This is a genomic window from Wolbachia endosymbiont of Chironomus riparius (genome assembly GCF_918315375.1).
Map to the genome: position 1 here is coordinate 80,723 of NZ_OU906733.1, position 17,509 is coordinate 98,231.

The following is a 17,509-nucleotide window of genomic DNA, read 5'->3' on the forward strand; positions in this document are numbered from 1 at the left end:
CCATTTTTCTCAATCAAAATTCTATTCTATTAAGTTTTTACAGGTTTTATTTTATGTATTTTACTCTTGGCAAAATCTCTCTTTAACCTACCATATTTTATAATCAAGGTCATTAACCTTTATAACATTTAAGTTTGTCGTGAACCTCAGGAAAAAATGGCACTAAAAAAACTCAATTTACATTTAGTATCAGATTCAAGTGGTGAAACTGTAATATCGGTTGCAAAATCAGCACTTAAACACTTTCGATCTGTAGAAACAGTTGAATATGTATGGTCTTTTGTAGAGAATAAGGGACAAATTGATGAAATTATAGAAAAAATCAAAACTAAAAATAGCGAATATAATTTGGTTATATGTACTGTAACTAATGATGAGTTAAGAAAATATTTAAAAGATAATTGTAGAAATTTAGAAGTTCCTTATATAGCAATATTGTCACATATTATCAGAGAAATTTCATCTTATCTTAATATTCAGAAAGATTTAAACCCAAATTTATATGATGAGATAAATGATGAATATTTTCAGCGAATTGAAGCAATAACCTATACTATGAATCATGATGATGGGCAGAATATAAAAGATATTGACAAGGCAGATATAATTTTAGTTGGAGTTTCTCGCACATCAAAATCACCAACTGGTATGTATTTAGCTTATCGAGGTTATAAAGTTGCAAATATTCCTTTTGTTGGTGAAATACCATTTTATGTTGATTTAGAAAAGTTAAAAGATAAGTTAGTAATAGGTCTAACAATAGATATTTACAGACTAATAGAAATACGCAAAAATAGACTAACTTCAATTAACAATGAAAATAATAACATATACGCTAATTACGAGAAAGTAAAAGCAGAAGTAAATAAAGCAGAGGAGCTGTTTAAAGAGCAAAAATGGCCAATTATTAACGTGACACAAAAATCAATAGAAGAAGTAGCAGCAACCATTATACAATACTTTAATAAAATGTGATGTGGTTTAAAATCTGATAAAATTTGCTAAAAATCAATAATAAAAAGAGTGTAGTTATTGATAATATGTGTAATAACATATAAAGAATCGTGCCATAGATTGATAATATAACTGAAAAATAGTTTATAAAGTTTTATAAATATTATAATCTGAGGAATTTTTTTACTCTAATCGAACAATATTTTTTGTATTATGCAAATAAGTTTATAACAAACAGTAGACTAAGGCATTTCTTTAATATGATCACAAATTTTACAAAACAGTAAAAATAACTACTTGGTACTTTAAACAATAATCAGAAGTCTAGATTCAAAAGTACTGGTATTTGCTATCTATATCTCGTAGCTGTATTAATAAAAATTAGTCACAACGGATCTTTAATTACTTGAAAATAAAATTTTAAAACCTTTTTATTTTTATACTTATTTCTCTTCTTATACTTTTTTAGTAGATGATATATATAGCATTTCTATAAATCTTTTTCTGGTATATAACAATTGAATCAAGAAAAAATGTGAACTGTACAACACATTATTCATTAAGTATAAAATTTTCAAAATCATTCACTGTTCTGGCAAGTGACAGAACCCTTACTTCTTTTACACCGGAGCTTAAGATTTCATGAGCACAGGATCTCACGGTTGCTCCCGTTGTTACTACATCATCAATTAATATTACAATTTTATTCTTTATAATCTCCTTATTACAAATACTAAAAGCATTTTTCAAATTTTTTTCACGCTGTTTTAATGAAAGACCAGCTTGAGGATTGGTATTACGGAGCCTTTTTATTGCATAAGGTACATAGAACAGATTAGTTACTTTAGCTAATTCTTTTGCAAGCAAAGCTGATTGATTATATTTACGTTTAAATAAGCGCAATCTATGTAATGGAATAGGAATAATAAGATCTGCATCTTTAAATATATCTTTATGAAATTGATGCATCCATTTTGCAAAAGTTTTTACGTGATTTAAATTATCGAAAAATTTTAAATTTATTATTATATCTTTGCTATTTTGATCATATGCAAAAACAGATCTTAAAACTTTAAATTTAGGAGGATCGATAATACATTTACCGCATGTATAAATGTTATTTGCAATTACTGAGCCACAAACATTGCAGTAATGTTTAGCTAAGAAGTTTATTTTTAAGTTACATTCGTTGCATAATTCAATATCTTCACTGATGATCTGCTCACAATTTACGCATGCATTGGGAAATATAAGATTGATGGCTTTTTTTAGTGAAAACAAGGTCATAATTTATTATATAATATAGTAACTATATTATATAATAAATTATACATTACTTAAGCTTAAAAAATGTGTATGATAAAGTGATTTCACTTAACTCTTTAGTGCTGGAATCATTAATAATTTCAGGATCTATAAAGAAAGATACAGGCATTGCCGTTTTTTTCTTTGATGATAATAATTGTTCTTCAAAGCAGAAACACGCAACTTTATTAAAATACTTGCCTGCCTTAAAAGGTGTAACATTATACACTGCCATTCCCGACATAGGTTGATCGGATAGATTTCTTGCATAATAAAAAGCTAAGCTTTGCTCTCCTATTTTTGTGTCAATGTAATTAACTTCTGGAGTAAACTCCCATGGTAAATCAGGCATTACATCAGCATTCAAATAAACTCTTATTTTTTTATCTATTATATTTTGTGTTGAACTTATTACTCTTTTTGTTGTTCCTCCATAGCCTGTTACTTTACAAAATATGCTATATAAAGGTACTGAAGCATATGCAAGGCATAGCATCAGTACAACTAAAGATATTAAAAAGAAAACTATTGAATAGTTGCTCCCTTTTGAAAAGAAGCACACATTTAATCTCTATTGTTAAATAGGTTAGCAATCTCAGGACGTTGAGGAATATATTAATGAAATTAAAATAAAGGTTAGTTGCGCCTAATATAGAAAGTTTTGTAGTTGCAATTTCTGAGCCATCATTATATCTATAATAAATATCTTTGATTCTTTGAGCATCATATGCAGTCATTAAAACAAATATTATTACTGAAATAAACGATGTCGCGAAGTAAAGTGGGCTACTACCAAGGAATAAATTCACTATAGATGCAATAAGTAGTCCCCATACTCCCATAATTAAAAAAGAGCCTAAACTCGTAAGGTCTTTTTTTGTATTGTTACCGTATAAAGCCATAGAACCGAACATTATTGACGTAATAAAAAATGCTCTAGTTATATTCTCTGCAGTATAAACTATAAAAACATAAGAAAGAGATAATCCCATTAAAGATGAAAATGTAAAAAATATAGCAATCGTAGCCTGAGCACTGAGGTGTAAAAGTTTATAATACATGAAAAATACCAGTGCAATCGGAGAGAATGTTACTACAAGGGATAACACAGGATTAGAATGTATAACTTGAAGCAAACCAGAAGATGCAACTAAAAACGCAACTATACCTGTAACGCCAAGAGCTAATGCCATGTAATTATATACCTTAGTTAAATAGTTCCTTAATCCAGCACTATAGTAGATACCTTGAGAACGGACGTTTTGTTCATTTCTCGTAAAAGACATAATATGACTCCTATTATTGTTTTGATCTTACACTAACGTATTATAATACAAAACTATATTTTTATCAAGTCTTATTTGAACATGATTTGAGGTATTGTGCAGCCAATATCAATCATTTGTTGTTTTTATTTCTCCCCAATCTTAGACAAATGATTACTAAAAACTAAATCGCAGTCCAATTTCAAGACTATGAGTAGATATATCATCTGCAATGGGTATAGGGATGCTAAAATAACGATAGCCAAGAGAAATATTTACTTCCTCAATAATCTGGCGCTCAATACCAAACTTTGCTTGATATGCAAACCAAGGAAGATTTAATGGCATTAACTCTTCAGCTGATCCATTAACCATTTTCAATCTGAAAAGTGTTGGACCTACTCCAAGACCAAAGTATGGAATAAATTTAGTATTCTTAATACAAGGTTCATAATAGAAATTTAATAAAAGTGTAAACGTACTTGCTTTTTTATCAAATAAAGAGGGTTTATTAGTATTTTGAATATCTATTTGAGAATACATAATTTCAAAATCAATACGGCCGTTTTTTCTAGGATGATAACCTAAATATGTACTACCAAGCCATTGAAAATTGATTTCATCTCTTAAAGTTTTAATTTTTGCTATCATTTCTTTTAATCTTGGTGTTATAAGTTGTTGAATCAAAGGGTTATTTTCTGACATAAAGCTTAATACCATATCTCCTATTGTTCCTATGCCTTCTATAAATATATCTGAGTTATCAAAGTATACTTTGCCAAAATTAATGCCGGTATAAAAACTATAAACTTTATGAGAATTATCTTTTTGTGATATTACTGTTGAAGATTCCTTTGAAGCACGATTATATTCTTCTTTTGAAAAATTTCGATTTAAAAAAAAATTTGGAGTGAAGGTATTATCTTTTTTTGGTGAGTATTCTTCACTACTTATAACATTAGTATTTACAAATTCTCGATATGGAAAATTCTCTATTGCACTTTTCTTTGCTAAATTTGGAAAAATAATATTCTTAGTAATGAAATCTTGTTCGGCATATGAATTATGAACAAAGAAGCAACAACTACATAGAATTAAGGTAAAAAGTGAAATAAAGTTATTTATCATATACATATTTGTTATATTTATGTAAATATTATCACGAAGTTTAATAAAAACTAAGAAGAAATATCACCAATTAAATAATTATTTTCCACTCCTATGATATCAACTTTCACAACACTTTTAGGTGATAACCGTGGTTTCAATTTTATTAGTGCAAAATTTTCTGCTCTACCAACATTATTTTGCTCAATGAGAACGCTTTGTTTAGTATCTACTAAGGATTGAAGAAAGTCACTCATAATTTTTTTATTTATATCCCTTAAGTGTTTTACTCTTTCTTTACGTATATTTTCTAGTACTTGTGTCATTCTTGCAGCGGGGGTGTTTTTTCGTTCTGAATATGGAAAGGCATGAAGATACACTATATTTAGTTCTTTCAATAGATTAACGGTATCTTGAAACATTTCATCATTCTCTGTTGGAAATCCAGCAATAATATCAGCTCCAAATGCTATACCAGGCCTTAATTTTTTTACTTTATAACAAAATTCTATAGCTTGTTCTCTACTGTGACGACGCTTCATTCTTTTTAGTATCAAGTTGTTACCAGACTGTAGACTCAAATGTAAGTGAGGCATAAGTCTTGATTCATTGACAATAAGCTCTAGTAGTTCATTGTCGATTTCAGCAACGTCAATCGAAGAAAGTCTAAGTCTCTTTAGTTCGGGTACATCACTTAACACTCTTTTAATCATCAAACCAAGTGATGGTTTGCCAAATAAATCTGTACCAAAATCAGTAATATCAACACCTGTGAAAACTACTTCTTGATAGCCATTGGCAACAAAAATTTTTACTTGCTCTATAATATTAGAAATTGGAACTGATCTATTATCCCCTCTTGCTTGAGTGATAGTACAAAATGTACAGCTATGATTGCAGCCATTTTGAATTTCAATAAAGGCTCGTGATTTATCTTGAAAGTTATTAATAAAGGTAGTTTTTAGTTGATTATTGTTTTCGTTTTTATTCAACAAGTAATTTTCAACTTTCAGTTTATCTTGATTACCTAATACTTGTATTACTCCTGGAATACCAATATAAGATTCAGGATCTAATTGAACAGCACAACCAACTACAATAATCTCTTTGCTTGGATTATCTTTATGGATTTTTCGTATTTTTTGTTTTACCTGACGTTCTGCTTCATTTGTTACTGCACAACTGTGTATTACAACAACATTTTCTCTCTCTGCTTTTTTTAGTGCTTGCTTAATGAACTCACTTTCATAAAAATTTAAGCGACAACCAAATGTTATTACTTCGCTCATAGTTAGATTTTTTATAGATTATGTAACGTAGTTATTATATCAAATATTTTAACTAAACCTAATTGTACTAATATCTCAAGGAAATTTTACTTAATGTATTTGTTCAAATTATTGTAATTTTCTAAAAAATTAAGTTTATGATATGCTCTAATGGGAAATACTTTTTTCATAAATAAAATATGCAAAACTTGAATAAAGCAATATTTAAAATAGTTGATTATGAATTTAAAAATAATGCTCTGCTACAAGAAGCGTTAACTCATCCTAGTGTTAATAAAAAGAATAGTAAAAACAAGCCTTTAAGTTATGAAAGATTAGAATTTTTGGGTGATAGTGTATTAAATATGATTGTGTCTGCTATGATATTTGATTTATTTCCTGATGAAGAAGAAGGGTCATTGGCAAAAAGAAAAATGTACTTAGTATGTGGTAGTGCTATTGCTAATATAGCCAAAGAAATTGGATTAGCTAATTTTATTATTATAAATAACAGTGAACGCTGTAATGGGGGTTTATCCAATTTAAAAAACTTAGAAAATTCACTTGAAGCCTTAATAGGAGCAATGTATATAGATGGAGGTCTTTTAATTGTTAAAAGATTTGTTATTAAACATTGGGAAAAATTAGCTAAAAAAGCCCTTGATCCTCCACAAGATCCAAAACTTCATTACAAGAATGGGCTCAGAAAAACAAGCTCTCTTTACCAGAATATATGCTTGTCAAAAAAGATGGTCCTGCTCATAAACCTGAATTTACTATATCAGTTTGCATAGAAAACTATGAAAAAGTTACAGCAAGTGCTTATAGTAAAAAAGTTGCTGAACAAAAGGCAGCTGAATCAATACTCAAAAAAATCAACAATAATAATGAAGAAGAATGATTGTATAAAAGGAATTAGCATACCTTTTATGTCTTTTTAAATCTTTGCAATAACTCCATTAAACAATTTTTGAAAAAGATATTTGTTTCCAAATAAAAGATTTATTATTCTTTATTTACTTAAACAACAATTTTTTGTAATATATAGGTAGCTTTCATTCTTAAATGAAATGCTTATTACATAATAAATTACTTTATTTTTTACTACTACCTCAGCTTTATGATAAAGCTATACTGAACTGTTCTCTATAAGTATTTTTATCTATACAATTTAATAGCACTAGGTTATATTGTTCAGAATAGCTTAATAAATTCAATGATAAAAACAACATTACGAGAAAGTAATATAAAGCTTCCAATATTTCTCGATTATCAATCTACTACTAGTGTTGATCCGCGTGTTTTGAAAGAAATGATTCCTTATTTTGAGCAATTTAGTAATGCACATTCTCGTAGCCATTCATTTGGTTGGAATGCTGAGAAAGCATTAGAAAAAGCGAGAAATTATGTTGCTGACTTAGTGAATGCAAACAGTAAAGAGATAATATTTACTTCAGGTGCGACTGAATCAAATAATATGGCAATTAAAGGGGTTGCTAATTTTTATAAAAACAAAGGTAAGCATATAATTACTGTATGCACAGAGCATAAATGTATTTTAGACTCATGTAGGAATTTAGAAAGTGATGGATTTAAAGTTACATATCTACCTGTTAAACAAAATGGAATTATAGATTTATCAAAATTTGAAGCAGCAATTACTACAGAAACAATTCTTGCTTCAGTGATGATGGTAAACAATGAGATAGGAGTAATTCAGCCTATAAAAGAAATTGGTGAAATATGCAGAAAACATAATGTGTTTTTTCATACTGATGCAGCTCAAGCGTTTGGAAAAATTCCAATAGATGTTAATGAAATGAAAATTGATTTAATGAGTATTTCTGGCCATAAAATTTATGGACCTATGGGGATTGGAGCGCTGTATATTCGTAGAAAAGATCCTCGCGTAAGATTAGTACCATTAATTAATGGAGGTGGACAAGAAAGGGGTATGCGTTCTGGAACAATTCCAACACCTCTTGCAGTTGGTTTTGGTGAAGCAGCACGAATTGCAAAAGAAGAAATGGCCGAAGAAGCTATTAGACTAAAAGAGCTTAGAAATATTTTATACAACGAAATAAAAAATTCTTTTCCTGATATCGTATTAAATGGCGATTCTGATCATAGCATTCCTGGTAATTTAAATATTAGTTTTCCTTACGTTGAAGGTGAATCAATTATTATGGCAATTAAAGATTTGGCAGTCAGTTCTGGTTCTGCTTGTACATCTGCATCTCTTGAACCATCTTATGTGATACGTTCATTAAATAATGGTCATGATCTTGAACATTCATCAATCAGATTTGGTATTGGTAGATTTACTACTAAAGAAGAAATTTTATATGCTGCGCAACTTGTAATTAAAAATATTAGTAGACTACGTGATATGAGCCCACTTCTTGAGATGGTACAAGAGGGAATAGATCTAAATACTGTAAAATGGGATGCTCATTAAATAATTCCATTATTTAAGTTTTGCTCTTGGTTTTTGCATTGTATATCATATAAAGCAGATGTTACTTCAATTCTCAAAACGTTTTTTGTAAATTTATTAAATTGGTTTATATCCATACAAACTGTATGTTGTTTAACTTTTATAGGCCTATCTTTGCATTTATATTTTTCTGATTCTTCGAATATTTGTTCTTTTTCACTAGTAGTAAATTTATAGCTATATTTTGTATAATTCAAAAGTTTACAAAATTTCTTATAATCTTTTTCATAATAAAAAGATATATGAGTAACATCACCTTGTTCAGCAAACTCAATCTTAGGCATGTGTCCAACCTTATTAATGGGTTCAGATCCTATGATTTTTCTTATTGAACGTTCTATAGTAGGCTTATTAGCAGGTTCACTTGTAGGTGACTTATAACTTGCGTAAAACAAATCTCTTTCATACCTTTCATCATAATCTTTTACAGCTTGAAAGTATTTTTCTGTTTCGTTAACCCATTCTTTCCTGCTTTTTCCATTTTATTTAAGAATTTTTCCACAGGCTCTTTTGTGGTTGAAATTTTTGAAAAAACATAAAAGCCTTTTATACAGATGTTTTTTATAAAATGTAATAAACTTCCTGAACAAGAAATTTTTGCATTTTTTGCCAACACAGGCTTTAATATTTTTACAGCTCGATATATATGTGCACTTTTGGGTTTATAATGTCCACTGTTGTTATCTATATATGTTATCTTACCATTTTCCACTTTCATCAAACCAGAACATATAACTGGTCCCCCACCTGTAAGTGTTGAATGTCTGTATAAATATTCACTCTTACCAAAATTAACGTGCTCATGAGTAATTAACTTTCCACCAAGTGTGACTACATAAGCTACGCATCCTTTTTTTCCTTTACTTGTACAGTTAGATGTATCGTATTCCTGATCTTCACGCTTACCTTCTTGATTTATTCTATACAACTTACCATTGTGAATTTCTTTTGTATGTTGAGTTTGTTCTTCTTGAGTAAAGTATTTTACCTTATAGTCAGTACCAGAAATTTTTCTGTCTTTCGTTCCCACTTCTGGAAATAAATTATAGGCTGGAAAAAAATATTTAAAATTATTCTCTATCCAATACAAAATTTTCTCAATAACACTCAATCTAGGTTGATTGCCTAAATCTATAGATAACTGTTCTTCTTTTGGTACATTTGGGTGGTTAGAGTGTCTAGCAATCTTAGCAAATTGCTCTCCAGCATACCTTAATTTTGACTTTTCGTGTACTTCTTTTTCTTCTATGTTCTTAATCGGTTCTCCCGGACAATCAAAAGAGATCTCTCCATCTGCATTATGAAGATCAGAATCTTGAGTTCTGCTATTCAGAATTTTGTGTGTACTTATTTCCGTTTCAGGTAATGATGAACTTTCTTCTTCTGAATTTATATTATTTATTTGCATATTTGTATTTTTTACCTCAGTAACGTTTATATCTATCGTTCTAATATTATCTGAAGTCTCATTTTGTGAAGAAGAATTTTCTCTTTCTGAAGGTTTATCATGAGACACATTGTTTCTAATATATTTTTTATTGTCTTCTTCATCAGCTTTAGGTGCTGCTTTAGCAGCTTTCTCCTCAATTTTTTCTATAGCTTGATTTAAAATCTCTCCAGTCATAAAAACGTTTTTATGTGTTAAGGTAAGTTCTAGATTTCCTTCTTCATCTACTTTTGCTTCGCAAGAATTACTGAATATTTTAGCTATAGTATCGTAAATATATCCTACAATAGATTCTAATTTTGGAGTATTTTTTACAGTAGTATTTATCCAATTTGGATGATATTCCTTATTTTTATAGTAGTCTATAGCTTTTTTTTTGTCTGCTACTATTGTTAAAGTGTTGGCGTCTAATATAAATTGTATATAATCTCTTTCATCGCTACTTATACGATACCCGCCAGAATTTCCAAATTTTTTTACGTGATTTAGTAGCACATTTGCACTTGTAATATAAGTGTTATTAATAAACTTAGCTAGATTAATCCATGATGTGGTGCGTTCAATTGTAAAAATTTTATTTATATCAACTCCTATATCCAATGTAGCAATAATATTCAATTTCAATTCAGAGTCTATTTTTGGATTTGTACTATAGTATCCAAAAATACCATTATGCACGTTTTTTCTTCTATCTTCTTTTCTTTCTATATCAGAAATCCATAAAATCTGGAGTGAGTATATAAGCATTTTTACCTGTAATAGTCATAATTTGACTATCATTTTCAAGTTTTGCTATATATCCATTTTCCTGTAATTCAAATTTTATAAGGTTAAACTCTGTACTACCTGTATTCTTAAATCCTGGTTTATTTTCTATTTCAATCTTATCAGAACTTGTTTGGTTATATAAAGATAATGCTATAGTGTTTTTGTTTTCAAAAATCTCTGAATTTTTTACTGGCTTATAATTTTTTGAGTTGTAATATTGATCATCCTGAATCAGCTCTTCCACAGCATCAAAATAGACTTCATCATCAGGCTCTTCTGTAATCATTGTCAATTTATTATTATCTTAATACCATTATATAAATAAAAATTTAAACAATCAATATCTCATAATTTAGCTTTAACTGCATAATTACTATATACTTTACTTTTGGGGTTCATGATCATGCTAGAAATTGCAATAGTAGGTTTACCAAATGCTGGTAAATCAACCCTTTTTAATAGATTAGTAGGAAGAAAAGCTGCTGTGGTTAGTAATATTCCAGGAATTACACGAGATAGAAGGGAAGGAATAGGTAGAATTAGTGATTTAGAATTTAAATTAGTAGATACAGGGGGATGGAATGACCAAAGCAATTTTTCATTACAAATTGTTGAGCAAATAGAATTTGCTCTCTCCCACTCGAATATATTTTTTTTTCTAGTAGATGCAAAAATACAGAATGATCAAAACAGAGAATTTGCAAAGTGGTTAAAAAGAAAAACAAATAAACCTATTATAATAGTGGCAAATAAATGCGAAAGTGATAAATCAATGAGTATTGAGTATTTGCAGAGCTTCAATTTTGCTGATCTAGTGTATATTTCTGCAGAACATAATCTTGGTATGGCCGATCTTTATGATTCATTAGCCAAGGTCATGCAAAATTTGAACGTAGATGATGAGTTAGATGATTGCAAATCTAGCAAATTAAGAATTGCCATAATTGGTCGTCCAAATGTGGGAAAGTCAACTTTTTTAAATAGCTTGCTTGTGAAAAACAGAGTAATAGTAAGTGCAGAACCTGGAACTACACGTGACTCTATTGATATCTCATATAATTATAATCAAGAGCTAATTACTCTCATTGATACTGCAGGAATTCGCAAAAAAACAGATGATTTAGAATCAAGATTTGTTGAAAAGAGTATTGAGTCAATTAAGCGCTCTCATGTCGTAATTTTAATGCTAGATTCTCTTCTTGGTGTTGAGCAGCAAGATTTATCCATCGGAGAAATTGCGATTAAGGAAGGAAAAGGCATTGTTGTTGTTTTAAACAAGTGGGACTTGATTAATAAAAATGATAGAAGTACATTGCTAAAGTTTGTTAAACAACAAGAGGTAACTAGACTTTTTTTAGAAGTACCAACTATAACAATATCTGCCTTGAAAAGTATACGTTGCAGTGATGTACTAGATAAATGTTTCGAAGTAAATGAATCTTTAAATACAAAGATTAGCACTGCAAAACTAAACAGATGGCTTATTTCTGCTTTGAGTGAACACTCACATCCAATTATAAAGAATAAAGTGATTAAAATGAAGTATATGGTCCAAATTGGAACAAAACCTCCTGCTTTTTCATTAGTGTGCAACATACCTGAAAGTGTTGAAGAAAGCTATAAACGTTATTTAATTAATCAGCTTAGAAAAACATTTTTTACTGACGGTGTACCAGTTAGATTACTTCTCAAAAAAAATAAAAATCCCTATATTAATAAATAGATTTTCTTTCACATTGGGAAATGTAAAAACATAATTTTAGATTTTTTAGCATAAAATCCACATTACCCATGTAGATTTATGCCTTCAATCATTTAAGTACATTAATGCTAAGAAAAGAAACCAAGTTGTATGAAACATACCCACCATGAAACTGATCACAAAAAATAGCAATGACTCTCTATCTGCCATGCTGATTTGTTTGTTGCTCAGAGCTTGAACTTGTACTTGGTAACGATACATTTTGATTTGCATTTACATTATGAAGATCAACATCTTGAATCTTGCTATTCAGAGTTTTGGTTGATTTTTCATAATCTTTTTTCGCTATAGCTTGATTTAAAATCTCTCCAGTCATAAAAACGTTTTTGTGTGTCAAGGTAAGTTCTGTAGTATTATTTTTCTCATCTTTTTTTAGATTTTCTCCACAAGTTGTCTGTAAATGTTCCATTAAAGACTTGTAAATACATTGTATACCTCCAAAGAAAACAGCGACCTTGATTCCTGCTTTTACAATATGATCAATATACTTTGGATAATATGTTTTTTCTTTACCATAGTAATCTATAGCCTTGTCTCCGTGTAATATTACTTTACAAGAATCATTAGTTATATTAAAACCTAAATAATTCTTTTGTTCACTGCTTATATGATACCCGCCACAAGCTCCCCTGTCTTTTGCGGTAGATAATAACGTCTTTATTTTCCAATCACCCGCCTCAAATAAATTATTCACATCTGTACCGATATCAAGCGTAACTACAACGTTAAATTTTACTTCACAATTAACCTTTGGATTATCATCATAATATCCAATAACACCGTTATTCACGTTTTTTCTTCTATCTTCTTTTCTTTCTACATTAGGATCCATAAAATCTGGAATAACTAAGTAAAAATTACTGCCTGTAATAGTCATAATTTGACTATCATTTTCAAGTTTTGCTATATATCCATTTTTCTGTAATTCAAGTTTTTTAAGTTTAAATTCTGTACTACCTGTATTCTTGAATTCTGGTTTATTTTCTATTTCAATCTTATCAGAATTTGGTTGATTATATAAAGATAATGCTATAGTGTTTTTGTTTTCAAAAATCTCTGAATTTTCTGCTTCCTTACCAATTTGACAATTGTAATATTTGTTATTGTTTACCTTATTCACTTTAGCCTTTCCGCTCATTGCAAATCTCCTTTATTAATATCAACAATTAGACTGTTAATATTAAAATAAGTCAATATCTTGTTAAGGAAAAAGCAAATATAGATAAGAATTTCAAGATTGAAGCTATTTACAAAAATAAGTACAAAGATTTGATGGATGAGATATGCTTTATATCAGCAAATTATAAAAATATTTTATGAATTTATTGTTAATAGGGTGCGGAAATATTGGTAAAGCTCTACTTCATTTGTGGGCACCATTAAATAATTTATTTGAACGTATCGTTGTTGTACAACCAAGTATGTCTCATGCTAATAACTTCATCAATAGTCATTCGATAGAATTTGTAAATAGCATCAATTCTGTTGCTGAAAATTTCCTAGCTGATTTAATTATATTAGCAATTAAGCCTCAAACTATAGGCGAAGTAATGCCTGAGCTTGTGCAACGAATTGACAACTCCATTATCGTATCTATGCTAGCTGGAATTAATCTTGCTCAACTTTCTTCTTTTTTACCAAATCAATCAAGGGTTGTAAGATTAATGCCTAATATTGCAATAAAAACTGGACAAAGTATAAATCTTTTTTTTTCTAAGAAAAATTTAGTAGCTCAAGATGTTAATATAATAGAAAGCGCTTTTAAACCATCTGGTATGATTTTCTGGCTGGATAAAGAAAGCGACATTGATATATTAACACCTATTTCGGGTTCTGGTCCTGCATATTTTTTCCTCTTGAGTGAGATACTATTAGCTGAAACAATCAAATTTGGTATAGATGAAAATATCGCTTGCAAGCTAGTGCAGCAAATATTTTTAGGTAGTGCAAGTCTTGTAGAAAAAAATAATAATTTTCAGAATTTAACCAGTTCTGTTGCAAGTAAAAAAGGGGTTACAGAAGAAGCTTTAAAAGTACTAAAACCAAATATAGAGCAAGCAATGGAAAAAGCTTTAAAGGCTGCTTTAAAAAGAAGTAAGGAGTTATCGAATGAAAATTGTTATTAAGGTTGGTACTCAGAGTATATTGTCGAATCATGGCATGCCAATCGAATCAATATTTAGTTCCCTTGTTGAGCAAATTATACAGCTGAGAGCTAGTGGACACCAAGTTGTTTTAGTAAGTTCTGGTGCTGTTGGGTTTGGCAGAAGTGTTGCTAATCAAATATTAGGTAAGGAATACGGTTTTTCTATAGGAGAAAAACAAGTTTTGGCGTCATTAGGTCAGCATGAACTGATGCAACTATACTCTAATATGTTTAAGAAGCATAACATTCTTGCCTCACAACTACTGCTAACAAAACAGGATTTTTGCACAAGACAACACTATCTTAATATTTCAAGATTGATAAACGAAATATTATCCCAAAAAAATATTATACCTATCGTTAATGAGAATGATAGCGTGGCCATTGAAGAGCTAATGTTTACAGATAATGATGAATTAGCTGGACTTATAGCTACACAAATTAATGCAGATAGACTAATAATTTTGAGCAATGTTGAAGGTGTTTATGCATCTCATCCCAATAGTGCAAATGCTGAATTAATATATATAATTCATCCGGAAAAAGTCAGGCCTAACATCTCAAGTATCAAAAATACTCACGGTAGAGGGGGAATGATAAGTAAGCTTAACACTGCTTATAAAATCTCAAATCTAGGAATCATGACTCATATAGCTTCAATTAGTCAACAATCCGTTATTATAAGATTAATTATAAATAATGAGCAAATTGGAACAACAGTTCTACCGTCAAAAAAGAGAAAATCAAACATAAAAAGATGGATTTCTTATAATTCTGAAAAAAAGAGTGGTAAAATTATCATTAACGATTTTCTATATGAGATTTTGAGAGAAAATAAACGTGTTATTAGTATTTTACCCGTTGGCATAGATCAGTGTGTTGGCGATTTTCAAAAAGGTGATATCATAGAAATCTTAGCACCTGACAATAAAATAATAGGTATTGGGTTAGCTCGATACGATTCTGGTAGGTTAGAAAAATTGCTAAGACAACAAAATAAACCAGTATTTATTCATTACGATTATTTATATATTTTTTAAAAGAATGAGCATAATTGAGCAAATAAAAAAAACTAAGGTAGCTAGTTATAGTCTTGCTCTTTTGGATGATAACAAACGTAATGAAGTAATACGTTCGGTGGCTAATAAACTACTTCTCTTTTGTAAAGAAATTATCGATGCAAATGCTAAAGACCTAAGTTGTATGGAGAAAAGCAATCCTATGTATGATAGATTGCTACTTACTGAAAGCAGGATTAAGTTAATAGCTAATGATGCGGAAAACATAGCTTCGCTTTCATCAGTAACCGCCAAGAAATTAGAGCACAGGATAATGCCAAATGGATTGCGTATAGAGAAAGTTTCTGTACCACTGGGAGTAGTAGCAGTGATATATGAATCAAGACCTAATGTTACTATAGATGTTTTTTCTCTCTGTTTTAAGACTGGTAATGCATGTATTTTAAAAGGTGGAAAAGAAGCATATCATAGCAACTTAATTTTAGTACAAATTATTCACAAAGCTTTGATGGAACATAATATAACTGTTGATGTTGCATATTTATTTCCTCCAAATCGAGAAAATACAAGTATTTTATTGAGTGCAATAGATCTGATAGATGTATGCATAGCTAGAGGTAGTCAATCTTTAAAAGATTTTGTGAGGAATAATGCTAAAATTCCAGTCATTGAAACTAGTGCTGGCATTGTGCACACTTACTTTGATTCGAGTGGTGATATCAAAAAAGGACGAGATATAATAAACAATGCTAAAACCAGAAGGGTGAGCGTCTGCAATGCTTTAGATTGCTTAATTATTCACAAAGCACGCATTAATGACTTGTATGAACTAGTCGAGCAACTTCAGAAAAATAGTGTAGAAATATTTGCAGATAAGGAAGCGTATGCTTACTTAAAGGGTTTATATGAAGAGAAGTTACTTAAACATGCAAGTAAAGATGATTTTGGAAAGGAATTTCTGTCTTATAAATTAGCAATTAAAACTGTGAATTCTGTCATTGAGGCTGTGAATCATATTATGATCCATACTTCGGGTCATAGCGAAGCGATAATTGCAGAGGAAAGAGAGGTCATAGATTATTTTATTGATCGAATTGATGCAGCGGCCGTTTATGTAAACACTTCTACAGCATTTACAGATGGAGGACAATTTGGTATGGGAACAGAGATTGGAATCAGTACTCAAAAATTACATGCACGCGGCCCAATGGCGCTAGATGCGTTAACTAGTTACAAGTGGATCATACATGGAAATGGACAAATTAGATCTTGATAACATTTTGCTAACCTATGTATTCTTTTTATATGACTAATAGAACTATTTTAGCTATTGAAACAAGTTGTGACGAAACTGCTGTAGCGATTATAAATAGTAGTAAACAAATTCTTGCTCATGAAATTATTTCTCAAAAAGAACATAAAACACGCGGTGGCGTAATACCCGAAATAGCATCACGTGCACATATGAACCATTTGAGTGGCCTTGTGAAAAATGCCATAGAGAAATCTAATCTTAATTTCTGTGACTTAAGTGCAATCGCAGCAACTTTAGGACCAGGACTTATTGGTGGACTAATAGTGGGTTCAATGATGGCTAAAGGCATTGCTCATGCAACAAAAAAACCGTTTATTGCAGTTAATCACTTAGAAGCACATGCATTGGTTATCAGGCTGTTGTATGAAGTTGAATTTCCATTTTTAGTTCTACTAATATCAGGTGGACATTGTCAATTTCTGATTGCACATGATGTGGGCAAGTACACAAAACTAGGACAAACACTAGATGATTCGTTGGGAGAAGCATTTGATAAAGTTGCAAAAATGCTAGGCTTGAATTATCCAGGGAGGTCCATTAATTGAAAAACTTGCTAAAAAAGGTGATGCTACGAGATTTACATTTCCAAGAGCAATGATAAAACGTCCAGGGTGCGATTTTTCGTTTTCTGGTATAAAAACTTCGGTAAGAAATTT

14 protein-coding genes and 3 pseudogenes are annotated in these 17,509 nt (G+C 30.0%); 8 read left to right on the forward strand and 9 right to left on the reverse strand.

The genetic code is table 11. From position 1 onward, the window contains the following. The first annotated feature begins 156 nt into the window (after positions 1–156). Positions 157–975, forward strand: a complete 819-nt coding sequence (locus NL275_RS00440; RefSeq protein WP_253300048.1) for a pyruvate, water dikinase regulatory protein — start codon at positions 157–159, stop codon at positions 973–975. Positions 976–1,506: 531 nt separating this feature from the next. On the opposite strand, the gene NL275_RS00445 is transcribed toward NL275_RS00440, so the two are convergent. The 5 genes and pseudogenes from NL275_RS00445 to mtaB form a co-directional block, all read right to left on the reverse strand. Next, positions 1,507–2,241 (reverse strand): ComF family protein, encoded by a 735-nt coding sequence (locus NL275_RS00445; RefSeq protein ID WP_253300049.1) that lies wholly within the window; start codon positions 2,239–2,241, stop codon positions 1,507–1,509. A gap of 46 nt (positions 2,242–2,287) precedes the next feature. Further along, entirely contained in the window at positions 2,288–2,755 is a 468-nt protein-coding gene (locus tag NL275_RS00450; protein WP_253300050.1) for a cytochrome c oxidase assembly protein, read from the reverse strand. A gap of 68 nt (positions 2,756–2,823) precedes the next feature. Then, a pseudogene (locus NL275_RS00455) lies at positions 2,824–3,545 on the reverse strand (Bax inhibitor-1/YccA family protein). Between the two features lie 156 nt (positions 3,546–3,701). Next, positions 3,702–4,652, reverse strand: coding sequence for an outer membrane protein (locus NL275_RS00460; RefSeq protein ID WP_253300051.1), 951 nt, complete (start codon positions 4,650–4,652; stop codon positions 3,702–3,704). Between the two features lie 50 nt (positions 4,653–4,702). Then, entirely contained in the window at positions 4,703–5,920 is a 1,218-nt protein-coding gene (gene mtaB / locus NL275_RS00465; RefSeq protein WP_253300052.1) for a tRNA (N(6)-L-threonylcarbamoyladenosine(37)-C(2))-methylthiotransferase MtaB, read from the reverse strand. 179 nt (positions 5,921–6,099) lie between these two features. Here mtaB and rnc point away from each other — a divergent pair. After that, positions 6,100–6,800 (forward strand): annotated as a pseudogene (gene rnc / locus NL275_RS00470) (ribonuclease III). Between the two features lie 315 nt (positions 6,801–7,115). Then, positions 7,116–8,357 (forward strand): IscS subfamily cysteine desulfurase, encoded by a 1,242-nt coding sequence (locus NL275_RS00475; RefSeq protein ID WP_253300053.1) that lies wholly within the window; start codon positions 7,116–7,118, stop codon positions 8,355–8,357. Here NL275_RS00475 and NL275_RS00480 read toward each other — a convergent pair. The 3 genes from NL275_RS00480 to NL275_RS00490 are packed head-to-tail and all read right to left on the reverse strand — an operon-like array spanning position 8,354 to position 10,897. Next, positions 8,354–8,791: a hypothetical protein gene (locus NL275_RS00480; RefSeq protein WP_253300054.1), complete on the reverse strand. Its 438-nt coding sequence runs from the start codon at positions 8,789–8,791 to the stop codon at positions 8,354–8,356. The two genes, NL275_RS00475 and NL275_RS00480, sit on opposite strands and share 4 nt — an antisense overlap. Positions 8,792–8,820: 29 nt before the next feature. Then, positions 8,821–10,590 (reverse strand): hypothetical protein, encoded by a 1,770-nt coding sequence (locus tag NL275_RS00485; RefSeq protein ID WP_253300055.1) that lies wholly within the window; start codon positions 10,588–10,590, stop codon positions 8,821–8,823. Next, positions 10,553–10,897 carry a hypothetical protein gene (locus NL275_RS00490; RefSeq protein ID WP_253300056.1) on the reverse strand — a complete coding sequence of 115 codons (345 nt, stop codon included), beginning with the start codon at positions 10,895–10,897 and terminating at the stop codon, positions 10,553–10,555. The genes NL275_RS00485 and NL275_RS00490 overlap by 38 nt, the downstream gene beginning before the upstream one ends. 117 nt (positions 10,898–11,014) lie before the next feature. Between NL275_RS00490 and der the strand changes: the two genes are divergently transcribed. Continuing rightward, the gene (gene der, locus NL275_RS00495) at positions 11,015–12,334 is read left to right on the forward strand and encodes a ribosome biogenesis GTPase Der (RefSeq protein ID WP_253300057.1); all 1,320 of its coding nucleotides are present in this window, start codon (positions 11,015–11,017) and stop codon (positions 12,332–12,334) included. Positions 12,335–12,512: 178 nt separating this feature from the next. Here der and NL275_RS00500 read toward each other — a convergent pair whose 3' ends face one another. Beyond that, a complete protein-coding gene (locus NL275_RS00500) occupies positions 12,513–13,511 on the reverse strand; it encodes a hypothetical protein (protein ID WP_253300058.1) in 999 nt (332 codons plus the stop codon). Between the two features lie 178 nt (positions 13,512–13,689). Between NL275_RS00500 and proC the strand changes: the two genes are divergently transcribed. From proC to tsaD, 4 genes and pseudogenes are all read left to right on the forward strand, one after another. Then, positions 13,690–14,499: a pyrroline-5-carboxylate reductase gene (proC, locus tag NL275_RS00505; RefSeq protein ID WP_253300059.1), complete on the forward strand. Its 810-nt coding sequence runs from the start codon at positions 13,690–13,692 to the stop codon at positions 14,497–14,499. Next, positions 14,483–15,559, forward strand: coding sequence for a glutamate 5-kinase (gene proB / locus NL275_RS00510; protein ID WP_253300060.1), 1,077 nt, complete (start codon positions 14,483–14,485; stop codon positions 15,557–15,559). The genes proC and proB overlap by 17 nt, the downstream gene beginning before the upstream one ends. A 4-nt stretch (positions 15,560–15,563) precedes the next feature. Beyond that, the gene (locus tag NL275_RS00515) at positions 15,564–16,811 is read left to right on the forward strand and encodes a glutamate-5-semialdehyde dehydrogenase (RefSeq protein WP_253300061.1); all 1,248 of its coding nucleotides are present in this window, start codon (positions 15,564–15,566) and stop codon (positions 16,809–16,811) included. A 32-nt stretch (positions 16,812–16,843) separates the two neighbouring features. After that, positions 16,844–17,509 (forward strand): annotated as a pseudogene (gene tsaD, locus NL275_RS00520) (tRNA (adenosine(37)-N6)-threonylcarbamoyltransferase complex transferase subunit TsaD); the annotation flags it as partial.

Bases quoted from the DNA above. Each gene is read 5' to 3' on its own strand.
- NL275_RS00440 (WP_253300048.1), top strand. From the start codon at position 157: ATGGCACTAAAAAAACTCAATTTACATTTAGTATCAGATTCAAGTGGT.
- NL275_RS00445 (WP_253300049.1), bottom strand. From the start codon at position 2,241: ATGACCTTGTTTTCACTAAAAAAAGCCATCAATCTTATATTTCCCAAT.
- NL275_RS00450 (WP_253300050.1), bottom strand. From the start codon at position 2,755: ATGCTATGCCTTGCATATGCTTCAGTACCTTTATATAGCATATTTTGT.
- NL275_RS00460 (WP_253300051.1), bottom strand. From the start codon at position 4,652: ATGATAAATAACTTTATTTCACTTTTTACCTTAATTCTATGTAGTTGT.
- mtaB (WP_253300052.1), bottom strand. From the start codon at position 5,920: ATGAGCGAAGTAATAACATTTGGTTGTCGCTTAAATTTTTATGAAAGT.
- NL275_RS00475 (WP_253300053.1), top strand. From the start codon at position 7,116: ATGATAAAAACAACATTACGAGAAAGTAATATAAAGCTTCCAATATTT.
- NL275_RS00485 (WP_253300055.1), bottom strand. From the start codon at position 10,590: ATGCTTATATACTCACTCCAGATTTTATGGATTTCTGATATAGAAAGA.
- NL275_RS00490 (WP_253300056.1), bottom strand. From the start codon at position 10,897: ATGATTACAGAAGAGCCTGATGATGAAGTCTATTTTGATGCTGTGGAA.
- der (WP_253300057.1), top strand. From the start codon at position 11,015: ATGCTAGAAATTGCAATAGTAGGTTTACCAAATGCTGGTAAATCAACC.
- NL275_RS00500 (WP_253300058.1), bottom strand. From the start codon at position 13,511: ATGAGCGGAAAGGCTAAAGTGAATAAGGTAAACAATAACAAATATTAC.
- proC (WP_253300059.1), top strand. From the start codon at position 13,690: ATGAATTTATTGTTAATAGGGTGCGGAAATATTGGTAAAGCTCTACTT.
- proB (WP_253300060.1), top strand. From the start codon at position 14,483: ATGAAAATTGTTATTAAGGTTGGTACTCAGAGTATATTGTCGAATCAT.
- NL275_RS00515 (WP_253300061.1), top strand. From the start codon at position 15,564: ATGAGCATAATTGAGCAAATAAAAAAAACTAAGGTAGCTAGTTATAGT.